13 protein-coding genes and 1 pseudogene are annotated in these 18,250 nt (G+C 63.7%); 3 read left to right on the forward strand and 11 right to left on the reverse strand.

Annotated features, from left to right (window positions below):
* Positions 1 to 142 precede the first annotated feature (142 nt).
* The 3 genes and pseudogenes from SB765_RS06015 to SB765_RS06025 form a co-directional block, all read left to right on the forward strand.
* Positions 143 to 1,087, forward strand: a pseudogene (locus SB765_RS06015) (methyl-accepting chemotaxis protein); the annotation flags it as partial.
* 141 nt (positions 1,088 to 1,228) lie between these two features.
* The gene (locus tag SB765_RS06020) at positions 1,229 to 1,942 is read left to right on the forward strand and encodes a methyl-accepting chemotaxis protein (RefSeq protein WP_371321170.1); all 714 of its coding nucleotides are present in this window, start codon (positions 1,229 to 1,231) and stop codon (positions 1,940 to 1,942) included.
* Positions 1,943 to 2,141: 199 nt separating this feature from the next.
* Positions 2,142 to 4,085: a methyl-accepting chemotaxis protein gene (locus SB765_RS06025; RefSeq protein ID WP_410931078.1), complete on the forward strand. Its 1,944-nt coding sequence runs from the start codon at positions 2,142 to 2,144 to the stop codon at positions 4,083 to 4,085.
* 120 nt (positions 4,086 to 4,205) lie between these two features.
* Here the strand turns inward: SB765_RS06025 and SB765_RS06030 are convergent, their stop codons facing one another.
* From SB765_RS06030 to hutH, 11 genes are all read right to left on the reverse strand, one after another.
* Positions 4,206 to 4,940 (reverse strand): amino acid ABC transporter ATP-binding protein, encoded by a 735-nt coding sequence (locus SB765_RS06030; protein ID WP_041168148.1) that lies wholly within the window; start codon positions 4,938 to 4,940, stop codon positions 4,206 to 4,208.
* A complete protein-coding gene (locus SB765_RS06035) occupies positions 4,933 to 5,895 on the reverse strand; it encodes an amino acid ABC transporter permease (RefSeq protein ID WP_016501998.1) in 963 nt (320 codons plus the stop codon). Before SB765_RS06035 ends, SB765_RS06030 begins: the two co-directional genes overlap by 8 nt.
* Positions 5,896 to 5,972: 77 nt before the next feature.
* Positions 5,973 to 6,770, reverse strand: coding sequence for a transporter substrate-binding domain-containing protein (locus SB765_RS06040; protein WP_024717349.1), 798 nt, complete (start codon positions 6,768 to 6,770; stop codon positions 5,973 to 5,975).
* Between the two features lie 280 nt (positions 6,771 to 7,050).
* The gene (gene mdoH / locus SB765_RS06045; RefSeq protein ID WP_410931079.1) at positions 7,051 to 9,624 is read right to left on the reverse strand and encodes a glucans biosynthesis glucosyltransferase MdoH; all 2,574 of its coding nucleotides are present in this window, start codon (positions 9,622 to 9,624) and stop codon (positions 7,051 to 7,053) included.
* Positions 9,617 to 11,356 carry a glucan biosynthesis protein G gene (locus tag SB765_RS06050; RefSeq protein WP_341796978.1) on the reverse strand — a complete coding sequence of 580 codons (1,740 nt, stop codon included), beginning with the start codon at positions 11,354 to 11,356 and terminating at the stop codon, positions 9,617 to 9,619. Before SB765_RS06050 ends, mdoH begins: the two co-directional genes overlap by 8 nt.
* 263 nt (positions 11,357 to 11,619) lie before the next feature.
* Positions 11,620 to 12,057 carry a D-aminoacyl-tRNA deacylase gene (gene dtd, locus SB765_RS06055; RefSeq protein WP_410931080.1) on the reverse strand — a complete coding sequence of 146 codons (438 nt, stop codon included), beginning with the start codon at positions 12,055 to 12,057 and terminating at the stop codon, positions 11,620 to 11,622.
* Positions 12,054 to 13,025: a prolyl aminopeptidase gene (pip, locus tag SB765_RS06060; RefSeq protein ID WP_016489576.1), complete on the reverse strand. Its 972-nt coding sequence runs from the start codon at positions 13,023 to 13,025 to the stop codon at positions 12,054 to 12,056. The genes dtd and pip overlap by 4 nt, the downstream gene beginning before the upstream one ends.
* 78 nt (positions 13,026 to 13,103) lie before the next feature.
* Positions 13,104 to 13,907 (reverse strand): N-formylglutamate deformylase, encoded by an 804-nt coding sequence (hutG, locus tag SB765_RS06065; protein WP_341796979.1) that lies wholly within the window; start codon positions 13,905 to 13,907, stop codon positions 13,104 to 13,106.
* Positions 13,908 to 13,917: 10 nt separating this feature from the next.
* Complete coding sequence (gene hutI, locus SB765_RS06070) at positions 13,918 to 15,123, reverse strand: imidazolonepropionase (RefSeq protein WP_341796980.1); 1,206 nt, start codon at positions 15,121 to 15,123, stop codon at positions 13,918 to 13,920.
* A gap of 15 nt (positions 15,124 to 15,138) precedes the next feature.
* A complete protein-coding gene (locus tag SB765_RS06075) occupies positions 15,139 to 16,542 on the reverse strand; it encodes an amino acid permease (protein WP_016502004.1) in 1,404 nt (467 codons plus the stop codon).
* Positions 16,543 to 16,693: 151 nt separating this feature from the next.
* Positions 16,694 to 18,226: a histidine ammonia-lyase gene (gene hutH / locus SB765_RS06080; protein ID WP_086978649.1), complete on the reverse strand. Its 1,533-nt coding sequence runs from the start codon at positions 18,224 to 18,226 to the stop codon at positions 16,694 to 16,696.
* Positions 18,227 to 18,250: the final 24 nt, after the last annotated feature.

Here is an 18,250-nt window from a genome sequence, read left to right on the forward strand (position 1 = left end):
CTGCCAAGCCGCCGGGGAGTCGTACATGTACCAATGGTTAGCCCAATCGCTGGGCAATGTGAGCGTGAATCGCAAACTGGGGCTGGGTTTCGGCCTGGTGCTGCTGTTGACCCTGGCTATTACCCTGGCCGGCTGGCACGGCATGGACAGCATCATCGACCGTGGCGACAAGCTGGGTAACATCTCGGTCATCCAGCAGTACACCCAGGAACTGCGCATTGCCCGCCAGCATTACCAGCGCCGCAGTGATGACGCGTCGGTGGCCGAGCTGGAAAAAGCCTTGGCCAACCTCGACCGCCAGGTGCAGCTGATGCTCGGGCAGATCGAAAACCCCACCGACCGCCAGCGCCTGGAGCAGCAGCGCGAGGCCGTGCGCATTTACCAGCAGGCATTCAACGAGCTGAAGCAGGCCGGCCAGCGCCGCGAGGCCAGCCGTAGCGTGCTCGGCGACAGCGCTGACAAGGCTGCAGAGCTGATCGGCCGCGTGCTGCGGGGCCTGCTGCAAGGTGGCGATATCAACCAGTACCAGCACGCGGTAGACGTCAGCGCCCTGCTGCAACAAGCGCGTTTCCAGGTGCGTGGCTACACCTACAGCGGCAATGCCGAGTTCCAGCAAACGGCGCTGAAAGCCATCGACCAGGCCCTCGCCGAGCTGCGCGCATTGCCGGCCAAAGTGCCGGCAGAACATGCCGCCGGTCTCGACGATGCCGCCACCGCCATGGGCGGCTACCGCGATGCGGTCAGCCAGTTCGGCAATGCCCAGACCGCCAGCGAGCAGGCCCTGCAGCACATGGCCGAGCAAGGTACGCTGCTGCTACAAACCAGCCAGGCGATGACCACTTCGCAAACCGCCGTGCGTGACGCCGGCGCGACCCAGGCCAAGACCCTGCTCGCCGTAGCCACCGGGCTGGCCCTGGCCCTCGGCCTGCTGGCGGCATGGGCAATTACCCGGCAGATCATCATTCCCCTGCGCCAGACCCTGCGCGCCGCCGAGCGGGTAGCCAGCGGCGACCTGACCCAGAACCTGCAGGTAAACCGCCGTGACGAACTGGGCCAGCTGCAAGCGAGCATGCAGCGCATGACCCAAGGCCTGCGCGAACTGATCGGCGGCATCGGTGACGGTGTCACTCAGATTGCCAGTGCCGCAGAGGAGCTGTCGGCGGTAACTGAGCAGACCAGCGCCGGGGTCAACAACCAGAAGGTCGAAACCGACCAGGTAGCGACCGCCATGAACCAGATGACGGCCACCGTGCACGAGGTAGCCCGTAACGCCGAGCAGGCCTCGGAAGCCGCCCTGATGGCCGACCAGCAAGCCCGTGAAGGCGACCGGGTGGTGGGTGAGGCTGTGGCGCAGATCGAGCGGCTGGCGGGTGAAGTGATCAACTCCAGCGAAGCGATGAACCAGCTCAAGGCCGAGAGCGACAAGATCGGCAGCGTGCTCGACGTGATCAAATCGGTGGCTCAGCAGACCAACCTGCTGGCCCTGAACGCGGCTATCGAAGCCGCCCGTGCCGGCGAGGCCGGGCGTGGCTTTGCCGTGGTGGCCGATGAAGTACGCAGCCTGGCCCAGCGCACCCAGCAATCGACGGAAGAGATCGAAGAACTGATTGCCGGCCTGCAAAGCGGCACCCAACGGGTGGCCAGCGTGATGGACAACAGCCGCCAGCTGACCGACAGCAGCGTCGAGCTGACCCGCCGCGCCGGCAGCTCGCTGGAGACCATTACCCGCACAGTGTCGTCGATCCAGGCGATGAACCAGCAGATTGCCACGGCAGCCGAGGAACAGACAGCCGTGGCCGAGGAGATCAACCGTAGCGTGATGAATGTGCGGGATATATCCGACCAGACCTCCGCAGCAAGTGAAGAGACGGCCAGTTCCAGTGTGGAGCTGGCTCGGCTGGGGACCCACCTGCAGGGGTTGGTGGGGCGGTTCAAGCTTTGATCTGAGGGATGAATCACCTGTACTGGCCTCTTCGCGGGTTTACCCGCGAAGAGGCCAGTGCGAAGAACCCTCCTACAGTTCGCAGCGAAATTTCCTACTTGGCTTTCAGGTCAAGTCCTACAGCTCCGCTGCCGATTGGCAGAGGTGAGATGCCAGCAATGCGCTTGCATCCCCTTTCTTGAATGGACGGAGACTCATCATGCTCGGATACCTCAACCGCAAGCTCGGCAACATCAGTGTCGCTGCCAAGCTGGCCCTCGGCTTTGCGGTGGTCCTGCTGCTTACCCTGGCCACCACCCTCAGCGGCTGGCGCGCACTGGATGGCGCCATTACCCGCTCGGAACAGCTGAGCGAGATCGGCCTGATCAACGACCTCACCAAAGACCTGCGCGCAGAGCGCATCACGTATCGCGTGCTTAGCGACGACGCCAGCAAAGCACAAGTTACCCGCATCCTTGACCAGCTGGACGCCATGCTGTCCACGCTGCAGCAACGCAGCAACGTTGATGAGTCTCGCCAGTTACTGAGCGATAAGCTGGCGATGCTGCAGCGCCTGCGCGACACCTTCAGCGAGCTGCAAAGCAGCGTCATCAACCGAACTGCCCTGCGCGAAACCATGCAGGCACAGGAACATAAGCTAAACGAGGTCATCGAGAATCTACAGACCCAGGCCTTGCTGAACATGTCGGCCGACGGCCAGCGCAGTGCCGTGCTGAGCCTGATGGATAACCTCACCCGGCATGTCGATGGCGCTAACCAGCAAAGCCTGATGCCGGCCTATACCTTCTCCCCCGTCGAGGAATTCACGCGGGTGGGCGAACGTGCGCTGGACGCCGCCGATACCAGCCTTGGGCAATTGCTACAAAACCTTGAGCCGCTGGGCTTGCCACACGCGCTCACCGAGCAACCCGGTACCGAGTTGGCCAAATACCGGGCCAGCCTGGACCAGTACCGCCGCGCGGCCGTGCGGGTTGAGCAACTGCAGAATGCGATGGAGCAAATGGGCGATGAACTGGCCGCAGTGAGCGTGCAACTGGGTGAACGCAAGATCGAACAGCGCGACAGCGAAGCCTTGGCCGCCCGCTCGCTGCTGACCGGCGTAGCGCTGCTGGCACTCGCAATGGGGGTGTTGGCCGCCTGGCTGATCACCTTGCAGATCACCCAGCCATTGCGCCAGACGCTGGCCGTGGCTGCACGCATAGCCAAAGGCGACCTGAGCCAGGTTGACGCGGTGCAACGGCGTGACGAGATGGGCCAGTTGCAAAGCCGCATGCGTGAGATGACCTTGAGCCTGCGCGAGCTTATCGGGGGTATCGACCAAGGCGTCGGCCAGCTGTCACAGGCCGCCACACAGCTGGCAGCCAGCAGCGAGGACACCAAATTGAAGATCAACCAGCAGCGCGAGGAAACCGACCAGGTGGCCACCGCCATGAACCAGATGAGCGCCACCGTTCAGGAAGTGGCACAGAACGCCGAGCAGGCCTCGCTGGCTGCAACCAACGCCGACCAGCAGGCCCAGGTGGGCGACCAGGTCGTATCCGAAGCCATCGGCCGTATCGAGCAACTGGCCGGGCAGATGGACCATTGCCTGGCGGCCATGCAGCACCTGGCTGGCGAGAGCCAGCGTATTGGCAGCATCCTCGATGTGATCAAGTCGGTGTCCGAACAGACCAACTTGCTGGCCCTGAACGCGGCTATCGAGGCGGCACGGGCGGGAGAAGCCGGGCGCGGCTTTGCCGTGGTGGCTGATGAAGTGCGCGGTTTGGCCAAGCGTACCTCGACTGCAACCGAAGAGATTGGCCAGCTAATCGACAGCCTGCACAACGGTACCGACGAGGTGACCCGCTTGCTGGACAGCAGCAAGAACCTGACCGAGCAGAGCGTGGAGCTGAGCCGCAGGGCCGGGCATGCGCTGAGCCAGATCGCCGACACCGTGTCGAGCATTCAGGGCATGAACCAGCAGATCGCCACGGCCAGCGAAGAACAAAGCGTGGTGGCCGAGCAGATCAACCGAAGCGTGATCAATGTGCGGGATGTGTCGGATCAGACCAGTGCGGCCAGCGAACAGACGGCGGCCTCGAGCGGGGAGCTGGAGCAGTTGGGGCAGCAATTGCGGGGGATGGTTGGGCGGTTCAGCATTTAAGATTACCGGGGCTGCTTTGCAGCCCAATCGCCGGCAAGCCAGTTCCCACAAAAAGCAGGCCAGCGCCATACCCGTGGGAGCTGGCTTGCCGGCGATTGGGGCGCAAAGCGCCCCCGCTTTTTACAGCACCTGGCGCAGGAAAGCCTGCGCGCGCGGGTCTTTCGGCGCATCGAAGAACGCCCCAGGCGCGGCATCTTCCAGCAGCTTGCCATGGTCGAAGAACAGCACCCGGTCCGCCACTTCGCGGGCAAAGCCCATTTCATGGGTGACGCAGACCATGGTCATGCCTTCCTGGGCCAGGGTCTTCATCACGTCCAGCACTTCGCCGACCATTTCCGGGTCAAGCGCCGAGGTCGGCTCGTCGAACAGCATCACTTTCGGGTCCATCGCCAGGGCACGGGCAATCGCCACGCGCTGTTGCTGGCCGCCCGACAAGCGCGACGGGTACTCGTTGGCCTTCTGCGAAATACCCACCTTCTCCAGCAACGCCCGGGCCTTGGCTTCACGCTCGGCCTTGTTGCGCTTGCGCACCACCTTCTGCGCCAGGCACAGGTTTTCCAGCACGGTCATGTGCGGGAACAGGTTGAAGTGCTGGAACACCATGCCGACTTCGCGGCGGTAGGCGTTGATGTCGGTCTTCGGGTCGGCCAGTTGCAGGCCGTCGATGGCCACATGGCCTTGGTCGAAATGCTCCAGGCCGTTGAGGCAGCGCAGGAAGGTGGACTTGCCCGAACCCGATGGGCCGAGCACTACCACCACTTCGCCTTTGGCGACCTGGGTGGTGACGTTGTCCACAGCCCGTACCACTTGGCCACGGGTGTCGAAGACTTTCAGCAGGTCACGGACTTCAATCACTTTGCGCAAGCCTCCGCTCGAGCCGGCTGGCCAGGTGCGACAGCGGCAGGTTGATCAGCAGGTACAGACCTGCCACGCAGAACCAGATCTCGAAGGTCGAGAACGAGGTGGTGATGGCCTCGCGGCCGCTCTTGGTCAGTTCGGTGATGGCGATCACCGAAACCAGCGAGGTGTCCTTGACCAGGCTGATGAACTGGCCAGCCAACGGCGGCAGCACGCGCTTGAAAGCCTGCGGCAGGATCACGTGGCGCATCGACTGGCCAGCGTTCAGGCCCAGCGAGCGCGCGGCTTCGTTCTGGCCCTTGGTGATGGACTGCACGCCAGCACGGACGATTTCAGCCACGTAGGCGCCCGTGAACAGTGCCAGCGCCGCCACCCCGGCGAACTCGCGGGACAGGTTGAGCACGGTGCCGATGAAGAAGTAGAAAATGAAGATCTGCACCAGCAGCGGCGTGCCGCGCACCAGTTCGACATAGACGGTTGAAAGGTCACGCAGGGTCGGGTTGCTGGACAATCGGCACAAGCCCGCGAACAAGCCGATGACCAGGCCCAGCGCGCCGGATACCACCGACAGCCACAATGTGGTCCACAGGCCCCAGGCCAGCGGGCCGGCGGCCCAATGGCGGGTTACGCCAATCTGGTCGCCTTCGGCCACATCGTCGCCGCGGCTCAGTTGCAGGCTGTCCTTGGCCACTTCGAGGACCTGCTCGTCACCTTGCTCGTCCTTCAGCGTGACGCGGGCGTTATCGCCGGCAATGACGATCTCCTGCACGGTGCCATAACCGGCAGCGCGCTGAACGTCTTCGGCCTTGTAGGCAAAGTACTGCGGTACGCGGTTCCAGCGCCACTCGTAGGACATCATCGAGGTGGCCATGTACAGGCTGATCGCCAGGCCAACCAGCACCAGGGCGGTCAGCCCGTGCCAGGGCCACTGGGCTTTCTTGTGTTTGATCACGTGGGGTACTTCCGTAAATGCGAACGCGCAGGGTTTGCCTGCGCGTCGGGGTCAAAGCCGGGCTTGTGGCCTGGGCCTTATTCCATGTCCTTCAGCCAGTCCTTGTTCTTGAACCACTTGTCGTGAATACGATCGTAGGTCCCGTCATGCTTGATCTGGTGCAGGAAGTTGTTGATGAAGTTGATGCTGTCGTAGTCGCCTTTCTTCAGGCCGAAGGCCAGCGGCTCGTAGGTGAAGGGCTCTTCGAGGAACAGCAGCTTGCCGGCACCGGCTTTCTCCACGGCTACCACGTTGTACGGGGCGTCGTAGACGAAGGCATCAGCCTTGCCGTTGACCACGTCCATCACCGCTTCCTGTTCGTTGTCGTAGCCGTGGTACTTGGCTTTGCCGATCAACTTCTTGGAGACCATTTCACCGGTGGTGCCCAACTTGGAGGTCAGGCGGTACTTCTCGTTGTTCAGGTCTTTGTACGACTTGATCTCGCCCGCCAGTTCCTTGCGGATCAGCAGGGTCTGGCCAACGACGATGAAGGGTTCGCTGAAGTTCAGGCGCAGGTTGCGTTCCTGGGTCAGGGTCATGCCGCTGCCGATCATGTCGAACTTGTCGGTCAGCAGGGCCGGGATGATGCCGTCATAAGCCGTAGAGACCGCTTCGAACTTGACGCCCATGGACTTGGCCATGGCCTTGAGAATGTCGACTTCGAAGCCGATGATCTCGCCACGCTTGTTGGTCATCTGGAACGGCATGTAGGTCGGGTCCATGCCCACCTTGAGGGTGCCGCGCTTGACCGCGTCATCGATGGCGCCTGCCTGGGCCGCAGTTACAGCGACCAGGGCGGTTACACCGACCAGCAGTCGCGAAAGGTATTGCTTGATCATCACCAAGTCCCCTAGCAAGAAAAGTAGCGAATCTTATTGTGTTGGCACGGCCGTACCGGCCGAGGCGTCGTATCGGAATGGGATGCTAACGCATGGCGGCTCGGGGACCTAGCGCCGGGGGGGACTTTGTTGGCCAAAATCCGATTAGGCAGGAAGATTGGGGAGCCTTCATCGCCGGCAAGCCGGCTCCCACAGGATTCACACAGGCCAGAGGCTTGGGCAATACCTGTGGGAGCTGGCTTGCCGGCGAATGGGCCGCAAAGCGGCCCCAGGCCGATCAGGCGCCGACGAGTGCCGGTTGGCCTTCGTTCTCAGGGTGCAGCGGCAACAGCGGCGAGTGCGGGTCGTTCTTGATAGAAGCGCGCCACACATCGATCCACGCCGCGTTGTGCTCTGCCCACACCTGCTCGTGCAGGCGGGCCAGCGCTACCGGGTCGCTGAGCAGCGCCAGGCGGGTGTTGAGGTCCAGCCCTTCAGGCCCGACTTCGATGGCCTTGGCCACGCGCTCGGCACGCAGCGCTTCAATCGGCGCCGCCTGGCCATGACGGGCAGTGGCCATGGCGCAAGCCAGGGCGTTCTGCCGCGGGTCGACCACAGCCCGCACGAAGCCGTCATGCAGGGCATGCCAGCGGTTTTCGTGGGTGTACTGGTCGGTAGCCAGCAGCTCTTGCGGAGTGGCGTATTCCTCAGGGATGAGGAACAGCTTCTCGTCCTTGGCGGCCAGGCCCAGGCGGGTGCGGCTGGAGATCACCGAAACCGGGATCGACAGCATCAGCGAGCCAACGATTGGCGCCAGCCACCACAGGAAGGCCGGGTTCAACCAGGCCACCAGCCCAGCCCAGGCAATGCCCAGCAAGGTTTGCGGGCCATGGCGACGCATAGCCTCGCCCCACGGCGTGGAGTCGTCATCACGCTGCGGCGAGTTCCAGGTCGCTGCCCAGCCGAGGAACGCGGCCAGCACGAAGCGGGTGTGGAAGATCATGCGCACCGGTGCCAGCAGCATGGAGAACAGCATCTCCATCAGCATCGACAGGGTGACCTTGATCCGCCCGCCAAACTCGACGGCGCCCTTGGCCCAGATCAGGATGATGCTGAGCAGCTTGGGCAGGAACAGCAGCACGATAGTGGTGGAGAACAGCGCCACGGCCTTCTCCGGGTGCCACTGCGGCCATAGCGGGTAGAGCTGGTACGGTTCGATGAAGTACTGCGGCTCCATCAGGGTGTTGGTCGCCAGCAACGCGGTCGACAGCACCAGGAACAGGAACCACAGCGGCGCCGACAGGTACGACATCACCCCGGTAAGGAACACCGCACGGTGTACCGGGTGCATGCCCTTGACCAGGAACAGGCGGAAGTTCATCAGGTTGCCGTGGCACCAGCGGCGGTCGCGCTTGAGCTCGTCGAGCAGGTTGGGCGGCAGCTCTTCGTAGCTGCCCGGCAAGTCGTAGGCGATCCACACGCCCCAGCCGGCACGGCGCATCAGCGCGGCTTCGACGAAGTCGTGGGAAAGGATTGCACCGGCGAACGCGCCCTTGCCCGGCAACGGCGCCAGCGCGCAGTGCTCGATGAACGGCTTCATGCGGATGATCGCGTTGTGGCCCCAATAGTGCGACTCGCCCAGCTGCCAGAAGTGCAGGCCAGCGGTGAACAGCGGGCCGTACACGCGGGTGGCAAACTGCTGCATGCGTGCATAGAGGGTGTCCATGCCCGAGGCTTTCGGCCCGGTCTGGATGATGCCGGCGTCCGGGTTGGCCTCCATCAGGCGCACCAGGCTGCTCAGGCACTCGCCGCTCATGACGCTGTCGGCGTCGAGCACGACCATGTACTTGTACTCGCCACCCCAGCGACGGCAGAAATCGTCGAGGTTGCCGCTCTTGCGCTTCACCCGGCGCCGACGGCGGCGGTAGAAGATGCGCCCGAAGCCTTTGGTTTCACGGCACACGTCCAGCCAGGCTTGTTGTTCGGCCACGGCAATGTCGGTGTCGTTGGTGTCGCTGAGCACGAAGAAGTCGAAACGGTCGAGGTTGCCGCTGGCGGCCACCGACTCGAACGTTGCGCGTAGGCCGGCAAAGACGCGCGGCACGTCTTCGTTGCAGATCGGCATCACCAGCGCGGTTCGCGCCTCGGGTGCAATTGGCTCGTTGCCGGCGCTGCTGCCCGAAATCTTGTATTTGTCGCGACCGGTGAGGAGCTCGAGGAAGCCCATCAGTGCGGTCCAGAAGCCCGCCGACACCCAGCAGAACAGGATGCCGAAGAGGACCAGGATGGAGGTTTGCAAGGCATACGGCCACACCTGCACCACGGTATCCCACAGCGGCTGGCTGAGGACTTCGTCAAGGTCGACGAACGACCAGCCCTGGTACGGCAGGATGCCCTTCATGTACCAACCGGCGACGATGGTCTGGCCGATCATCAGGGTCAGCAGGATGTAACGGCGGATCGAGCCAACCGTGCGCCAGCGTGCCGGCGGCAGCTCGCGCTTGGGTGGCTGCGGCGCGTTGGGGCGGCCGGTCATGCGCCTCCACATGCGGATCAGCACGTTGGTGCGCCAAGGCTCAGGCACAACTTTGGTGCGTTTGATCGGTGGGGCGATCTTCAGGCACAGGCGGCCGCTGCCGTCGACGCCGAGCATTTCTGCGTCTTCCAGTTCGGCAGCGCTGCCCACGGTGAGGCGCGGGCCCACCGAGGCCTGCACGGCCTCGGAGGGGCTGGCGGCCGGGTCGGCCGCCAGGCGTTGGTGCAGCTCATTGAACGACGTGCAACTGGCGAGTTCCGCCCGTTGCTCGTCACTCAGTGGCAGGTGAGCCAGGTACTCGCCAAGCGATACTGGCCTTGCGTTTGAGTTACTCATCGGCAGGCAACTGATAGCTCCAGGTCTCGGTCAACACTTTCTCGGTGGTGGCCGGGGTCCCGTTGGTGGGCGCCGCATCGGCGGCAGGTTGTTCGGCCTTGGCAGGTTGCTCAGCCTTGACGGCTTTCTCGGCCTTGGCATGCTTGGCTGCGGCCTTGTCCTGCTTTGCGTCCTGGGCAGGCTTGGCGGGCTCGACCGGCACATCACGCACCAGCGCGGCACGCATTCCGGTGGATTTGTTGGCTTCCTTGACCTTCAGGCGCAGGGTCAGGCGCCAGCCCTTGGTCTCAGGGTTATAGCGCAGATTGTTCTCGACCACCTCGGCGTTGTCGTCAACGCTGATCTGGCTGCGCACCGCGGCGTCTTCCGGCAATGCGGCCAGGGCCGGGCCGGCGAAGTCGACCAGGAAGGCCACGCTGCCGTCTGGCTGGCGGATCAGATTGGACTGCTTGACGTCACCGGTGGAGCGCAGGGTCTGCTTGACCGAGCCCAGCTCAGGCGCCTGGAACTTCGCCTCGTCGATGGTCCAGTGCAGGCGGTAGGCGTACTCGATCGGCTTGCCTGCCTCCGGCAGTTTCTCCGGGCTCCAGAAGGCCACGATGTTGTCGTTGGTCTCGTCGGCAGTCGGGATTTCGACCAGGTCGACGGTGCCCTTGCCCCAGTCACCCTTCGGCTCGATCCAGGCGCTTGGGCGCTTCTGGTAGTTGTCGTCGAGGTCTTCATAGTCGCTGAAGGCACGCTGGCGCTGCATCAGGCCGAAACCACGCGGGTTCTCGACGCTGAAGTTGCTCACGGCAAGGTGTTTCGGGTTGTTCAGCGGGCGCCACAGCCACTCGCCATTGCCGGCGTGGATCGACAGGCCTTCGGAGTCGTGCAAGGCCGGACGGTAGTTGAGGACCTTGGACGGCTGGTTGGGGCCGAAGAGGAACATGCTGGTCAGCGGGGCAATGCCCAGGCGGCTGACCTGGTCGCGCAGGAACACGCGGGACTGCACGTCGACCACGGTGTCGTTGCCCGGGCGCAGGGTCAGCTTGTAGGCGCCGGTGGAGCGCGGCGAATCCAGCAGGGCGTAGATCACCAGGTGCTTGTCGGCCGGCTTGGGCTTCTCGACCCAGAACTCGGTGAAGCGCGGGAATTCCTCGCCCGACGGCAGCGCGGTGTCAATGGCCAGGCCACGGGCCGACAGGCCATACACATGGCCCTTGCCGACCACGCGGAAGTAGCTGGCGCCCAGCAAGGTCATGATCTCGTCTTGCTTGTCAGCCTTGTTGATCGGGTACAGCACACGGAAACCGGCATAACCCAGGTTCTTGGTGGTTTCCGGGTCGTGTGGCACGTCACCGAACTCGAAGCGGCTCGGGTCGTACTTGATTTCCTCGACCTTGGAAGCGGTGACCTCGTTGATTTTCACCGGGGTGTCGAAGTGCATGCCCTGGTGGTAGAACGACAGCTTGAACGGGGTCTTGTCCTTGGCCCACTCGGCCTTTTCCTGCAGGAAATGGATTTTCTGGTAGTCCGCGAACTTCATGTCGCGGAACACGGCCGGCAGGTTGCTTTTTGGTGCATCGTACTTCTGGCCGGCCAGATCCTTTGCCTTGGCTGCAACATCGTCAAGATTGAATGCCCACAGCTGGCCCGCGCTCATCAGGCCGACCAATGCCACACTGGCCATCAGGGCCTTGCGTAGCCGGATGCCGGGGATTCTTGATGCTTTTTGGGGACTAACAATCACGAGCAACCCTCGCCGAAAACAGATCATGAAACCAACGGCCAGCGACAAATGCCGGGTTGGCGAGCACTGTTCGGACCCCGTGAGGGCGTAATGATTCCCCAAACGGATCCAGACAATGCTCGAGTCAGAGTGAAACGAACCTGCGAACGCAGGTCCATGCAGCGCGCGATTATCCAGCAGGTCGCGTGACAACGCATCAGGCTGGAACAACTATTTATCGTACAAAACCCCTTGTTTTCCTCTAAACAAAGGGTTTTTTGACCTCATATTTGTAACATAAATGTTACGGGGCCATCATTGACCAGATGCACCTGCATGTCTGCCCCGAACTGCCCGCTCGCCACGTCGGCATGCTGGCGCTTCGCTTGCTGCAAAAGATAGTCGAACAATTCAGCCCCGAGGGCCGGCGGCGCTGCCGTCGAGAAGCTCGGGCGCATGCCGTTGCGGGTGTCCGCCGCCAAGGTGAACTGCGACACCAGCAACAAACCACCCCCGACATTCTTGAGCGACAGGTTCATCTTGCCTTGCTCATCGCTGAATACACGGTAGTTCAGCAGCTTGTGCAACAGTTTATCGGCCTGCTCGCGGGAATCTTCAGGCTCGACGGCCACCAGCACCAGCAAACCCTGGTCGATGGCGCCAACCACTTGCCCCGCCACTTCAACCCGCGCACCGCGCACGCGCTGCAGCAAACCCCTCATGCTTCTTCCAGGGGCAGGTCGAGCAGGCGCCGGGCCATCTGGTCGGCTGCCCGCACCAGGGCATCGGTGATGCCCGGCTCGGACGCGGCGTGGCCGGCGTCGCGGATCACCTTCAGTTCGCTGTTCGGCCAGGCCTGGTGCAGGGCCCAGGCGTTGTCCAGCGGACAGATCACATCATAGCGACCGTGCACGATCACCGCTGGCAGGTGGGCGATCTTCGGCAGGTCGCGGATCAGCTGGTCCGGTTCGAGGAAGGCGTTGTTCATGAAGTAGTGGCATTCGATCCGGGCGATCGACAGCGCCCGCTGCGGCTCGGAGAAGCGGTCGACCACCAGCGGGTTCGGGCGCAAGGTGGCGGTACGGCCCTCCCAGGTAGACCACGCCTTGGCGGCGTGCATCTGGGCAATCTGATCGTTACCGGTGAGGCGCTTGTGAAAGGCCTTGACCAGGTCGCCGCGTTCTTCCGGCGGAATCGGCGCGATGTAGTCCTGCCAGTAGTCGGGGAACAGGCGGCTGGCGCCCTCCTGGTAGAACCACTCGATCTCCTGCGGCCGGCACAGGAAGATGCCCCGCAGGATCAGCCCATGCACACGCTCGGGGTGGGTCTGGGCGTAGGCCAGGGCCAGGGTAGAGCCCCACGAGCCGCCGAACAGCACCCATTTGTCGATGCCTAGGTGCTCGCGGATGCGCTCCAGGTCCTCGACCAGGTGCCAGGTGGTGTTGTTCTCCAGGCTCGCATGGGGCGTGGAGCGGCCACAGCCGCGCTGGTCGAAGGTGATGATGCGGTACAGGTTGGGGTCAAAGTAGCAACGGCTCTGGGCGTCGCAGCCAGCACCCGGGCCACCGTGGATGAATACCACGGGCAGACCTTCCGGCGAGCCGCTTTCATCGACATACAGCACATGCGGCGCTTCCACGGCCAGATCGTGCCGGGCGTAGGGTTTGATCTGCGGGTAGAGGGTCTGCATTGCGCACTCCGTGTGAGGATATTGACTGCCGTTGGGCATCATAAACCTGAATTGCGCTTTGAGCACCGCCTCTTCCACTCAACGCTGGTATCGTTCTGCCCCCCAAGCCAGCAGCGCTTGCAAAAGCTGCTTCAGAACCACCTGCGTCGGTTGCGCCAGGTCTTCCCGGTAGGTAAACGGCTCGGTTTCCTCCATGTACGTGCTTTGCGCCAACTCCAGCTGCACCGCATGGATATGCTTCGCGGGGTCACCATAGTGCCGGGTGATGTGTCCGCCTTTGAACCGACCATTCAACACATGACTGTAACCTGTCGCTTCGGCGCACACGCCCTGCAACCGCTCGGCCAGCACCGGATCGCAGCTGGCGCCATTGAAGGTACCCAGGTTGAAGTCCGGCAACTTGCCATCGAACAGGTGCGGGATGTGCGAGCGGATCGAGTGGGCATCCCACAAAAGGGCATAGCCAAACTGCTCGCGCAACCGGTCCAGTTCGCGACGAAGGGTGCCGTGATACGGGCGCCAGATCTGCTCCAGGTAGCGTTGCCGTTCTTCGCCAGACGGCGCCAACCCCTCCTTGAACAGCGGCTCGCCTTCGAACAACGTGGCCGGGTACAGGCCAGTGGTGGCGCCGGCGTACAGCGGCTTGTCGTCATCCGGGCGGTTCAGGTCGATGACGAAACGCGAGTACTCTGCGGCTACCACGCTGGCGCCCAGGTCGCGGGCGAAGTCGTACAACTGCGGGATGTGCCAGTCGGTGTCCGGCAAGCTGCGCGCCTCCTGGACCAGGCCATCACGCACGGCGTCGCTCAGGCGCAGGCCGGCGTGCGGCATGCTGATCAGCAGCGGCAGGCGGCCTTGGTGAAAACTCAGAACCTTGTCCATCGTGCCTCGCTCAGTTGGAGATTTCGTGGCCCTTGCGCACCACGCGCTTGGGCAGGTCGCCACCCAGCCAGTAGGCCAGGTCGGCGGGGCGTTCGATTTGCCAGGCGACGAAGTCGGCTACCTTGCCCACTTCCAGCGAGCCGTGGCTGTCGCCCAGGCCCAACGCCGTGGCAGCATGCACGGTGACGCCGGCCAAGGCCTCTTCCGGCGTCATGCGGAAACACGTGCAGCCCATGTTCAGCATCAGCCGCAGCGACAACCCTGGCGAGGTGCCGGGGTTGAGGTCGCTGGCCAGGGCAATCTTCACCCCGTGGCGGCGCAATGCATCCATCGGTGGCAGCTGGGTTTCACGCAAGAAATAGAAGGCGCCCGGCAGCAGCACGGCGACCGTGCCGGCTGCGGCCATGGCAATGGCGTCTTCCTCGGTCATGAACTCCAGGTGGTCGGCCGACAGCGCCTGGTAGCGGGCCGCCAGGCTCGAGCCATGCAGCGACGACAGCTGTTCGGCGTGCAGCTTGACCGGCAGACCCAGCTCACGCGCCTTGATGAACAGCCGCTCGACCTGGGCCGGGGAGAACGCCAGGTGTTCACAGAACGCATCGACCGCATCCACCAGGCCGTCGGCGGCCAAGGCCGGCAGCATCTCGTCACAGATGTGCGCGATGTAGTCGTCGGCCCGGCCAGCGTACTCCGGCGGCAAGGCGTGCGCGGCCAGGCAGGTGGCGCGCACCGCGACCGGCAGCTCGTCAGCCAGGCGCCGGGCCACGCGCAGCATCTTGCGCTCGTTGACCAGGTCCAGGCCGTAACCGGACTTGATCTCTATGGTGGTCACACCATCGCGCATCAGCGCCTGCACCCGCTGGCGGGCACTGGCGAACAACTCGTCCTCGCTGGCCGCACGGGTAGCCCGCACGGTACTGGCGATACCCCCGCCCTGGGCGGCGATTTCCGCGTAGCTGACGCCTTGCAGGCGCTGCTCGAACTCGCCACTGCGGTTGCCACCGAACACGGCGTGGGTGTGGCAATCGATCAGCCCGGGGGTGACCCAGGCGCCGCCCAGGTCCACCGTGCGGTCAGCGTCGACCGGCGCCAGCTCGGCGCGTGGGCCGATCCATTCGATCAGCCCGGCGCTGGTGACGATGGCCGCGTCTTCGATGGCCGAGTAACGGCCCTCGGCCATGGTGGCCACATGGCAATGCTGCCAGACGGTTCTCATGCACAATCTCCTTTGCTAGCGGTGCAGCTCGACAGGCTCTGCTACTGGCTGGCCCTGCCCTGCGCGTGGCTTGCACCACAGCAGGTAGGACGCCACCAAGAACACCACCCATATCACGCCGACGATCAATGCCGCCTGGGTATCCGGGAAGTAGCCGAGCACGCCAAAGATGAACACCATGAACGCAATGGCCATGGCCGGGCCGTATGGCCAGAATGGTACCGGGAACTTGAGCTGGGCCACTTCTTCACGGCTCATGCTGCGGCGCATGGCCACTTGGGTGAGCAGGATCATCAACCACACCCACACGGTGGCGAAGGTGGCGATCGAAGCGATCAGCAGGAACACGTTCTCAGGGATCAGGTAGTTGAGCAGCACGCCAATCAGCAGCGCGGCGCCCATCACCACCACGGTCATCCATGGCACACCGTGTTTCGACAGCTTGCCGAAACTGCGTGGCGCATGGCCTTGATGGGCCAGGCCATACATCATGCGGCCAGCACCGAAGATGTCACTGTTGATGGCCGAGATCGCAGCGGAAATCACCACCACGTTCAGCACTGCGGCGGCAGAGCCAATCCCCAGGTTGCTGAAAATCTGCACGAACGGGCTACCTTCGCTGCCGATCTGCGGCCACGGGTACAGGCACATCAGTACGAACAGGGTGAGCACATAGAACAGCAGGATGCGCAGGGGCACGGCGTTGATTGCCTTGGGGATGACACGCTGCGGGTCCTTGGCTTCACCGGCAGTCACGCCAATGATCTCGATGCCGCCGAAGGCGAACATCACCACGGCAAAGGAGGCGATCAGCCCGCCCACGCCATTGGGCATGAAGCCGCCATGGTCGAACAGGTTGCTCACACCGACGGCATGCCCGGTACCCACCTGGCTGAAACCGAAGGCCATGATGCCGAGGCCGGCCAGGATCATCGCGACGATGGCGCCCACCTTGAGCAGCGACAGCCAGAACTCCATCTCGCCGAACACCTTGACGTTGCACAGGTTGAGGCCGCCGATCAGGAAGACGATGCCCAGCACCCAGATCCAGCGGGCCACTTCCGGGAACCAGAAGCCCATGTAGATACCGAAGGCGGTGACGTCGGCGATGGCGACAATGACCATCTCGAAGGCGTAGGTCCAGCCGAGGATGAAGCCGGCCATGGGGCCGAGGTAGGTACTGGCGTAGTGGCCGAAGGAGCCGGCCACCGGATTGTGCACGGCCATTTCGCCGAGGGCGCGCATGACCATGAACACAGCGGCGCCGCCGATCAGGTAAGCCAGCAGCACGGCCGGGCCTGCCATCTGGATGGCTGAGGCGGAGCCGTAGAACAGCCCGGTTCCGATGGCGGAACCGAGGGCCATGAAACGGATGTGGCGGGCATTTAGCCCGCGCTTGAGACCTTGAGCTTGTTGCATGTCACGTCCTTAAATTGTTTTTGTGGTCGTGAGATCAGGGGGCTGGCATGCAGCCCTTTCGCAGCACAAGGCTGCTCCTACAAGGGAGCGCGTCGCTTTTGCAGGAGCAGCCTTGTGCTGCGAATGGGCCGCACAGCGGCCCCAGGGGGCATTACAGGCTTGGCAGCACACCTGCCGGCAGCAAACCGGTCAAACTACCCTTGGCCAACAGTTCCACAGCCTTTTCGATGTCCGGCGCGAAGAAACGGTCACGGTCGTAGTGCGCCACTTCGCTGCGCAGCGCCTGGCGTGCTTTCTCCAGCTTGGCCGAAGTCTTCAGGCCTTTGCGCAGGTCCAGGCCCTGGCATGCGCCCAGCCATTCGATGGCCAGCACGCCACGGGTGTTTTCGGCCATTTCCCACAGGCGCTTGCCGGCAGCCGGGGCCATCGACACGTGGTCTTCCTGGTTGGCCGAGGTCGGCAGGCTGTCGACACTGTGCGGGTGCGACAGGGCCTTGTTCTCGCTGGCCAGGGCGGCAGCGGTGACCTGGGCGATCATGAAGCCGGAGTTCACCCCACCGTTTTCCACCAGGAACGGCGGCAGCTGGGACATGTGCTTGTCCATCATCAGCGAGATGCGGCGCTCGCTGAGCGAACCGATTTCGGCGATGGCCAGGGCCAGGTTGTCGGCGGCCATGGCCACCGGCTCTGCGTGGAAGTTGCCACCGGAAATCACGTCACCCTCGGCAGCGAACACCAGCGGGTTGTCCGACACGGCGTTGGCTTCGATGCCCAGCACCTCGGCAGCCTGGCGCAGCTGGGTCAGGCACGCGCCCATGACCTGCGGCTGGCAGCGCAGCGAGTACGGGTCCTGGACCTTGTCGCAGTTCTTGTGCGACAGCGACACTTCGCTGGAATCGCCCAGCAGGTCGCGGAAGCACGCGGCAGTGTCGATCTGGCCGCGCTGGCCACGCGCTTCGTGAATACGCGCATCGAACGGCGAACGCGAGCCCAGTACGGCTTCGACGCTCAGGCCGCCGCAGGCGATAGCCGCAGCGTACAAGTCTTCGGCATAGAACAGGCCACGCAGGGCATAGGCGGTGGACGCCTGGGTGCCATTGAGCAGGGCCAGGCCCTCTTTGGCAGCCAGGGTCAGCGGTTCGAGGCCGGCAACCGCCAGGGCTTCGGTGGCCGACAGCCACTGACCCTTGTAGCGGGCTTTGCCTTCGCCCAGCAGCACCAGCGACATGTGCGCCAGCGGCGCCAGGTCGCCGGAAGCACCCACCGAGCCTTTCAGCGGGATGTGCGGGTAGACTTCGGCGTTGACCAGGGCGATCAGCGCATCGATGACTTTGCGGCGAATGCCGGAGAAGCCACGGCTGAGGCTGTTGATTTTCAGCACCATGATCAACCGCACCAGGTCGTCATCCAGCGGCGCGCCAATGCCCGCGGCGTGGGACAGCACCAGCGAGCGCTGCAGGTTTTCCAGGTCGTGGCTGGCGATGCGGGTCGAGGCCAGCAGGCCGAAACCGGTGTTGATGCCGTAGGCAGTGCGGTCTTCGGCAATGATCTGCTCGACACAGGCGACGCTGGCGTCGATGGCCGGCGCGGCGCTGGCATCCAGTTGCAGGCGCACGGGCGCGGCGTAGATCGCGCGCAGCTGGGCCAGGGTCAGGGTGCCGGGCTTGAGGGTGAGTTCGGTCACGTTACTACTCCAAATCGCGTGGAG

Source organism: Pseudomonas sp. SIMBA_067, from assembly GCF_046534675.1.
Lineage (GTDB): Bacteria > Pseudomonadota > Gammaproteobacteria > Pseudomonadales > Pseudomonadaceae > Aquipseudomonas > Aquipseudomonas putida.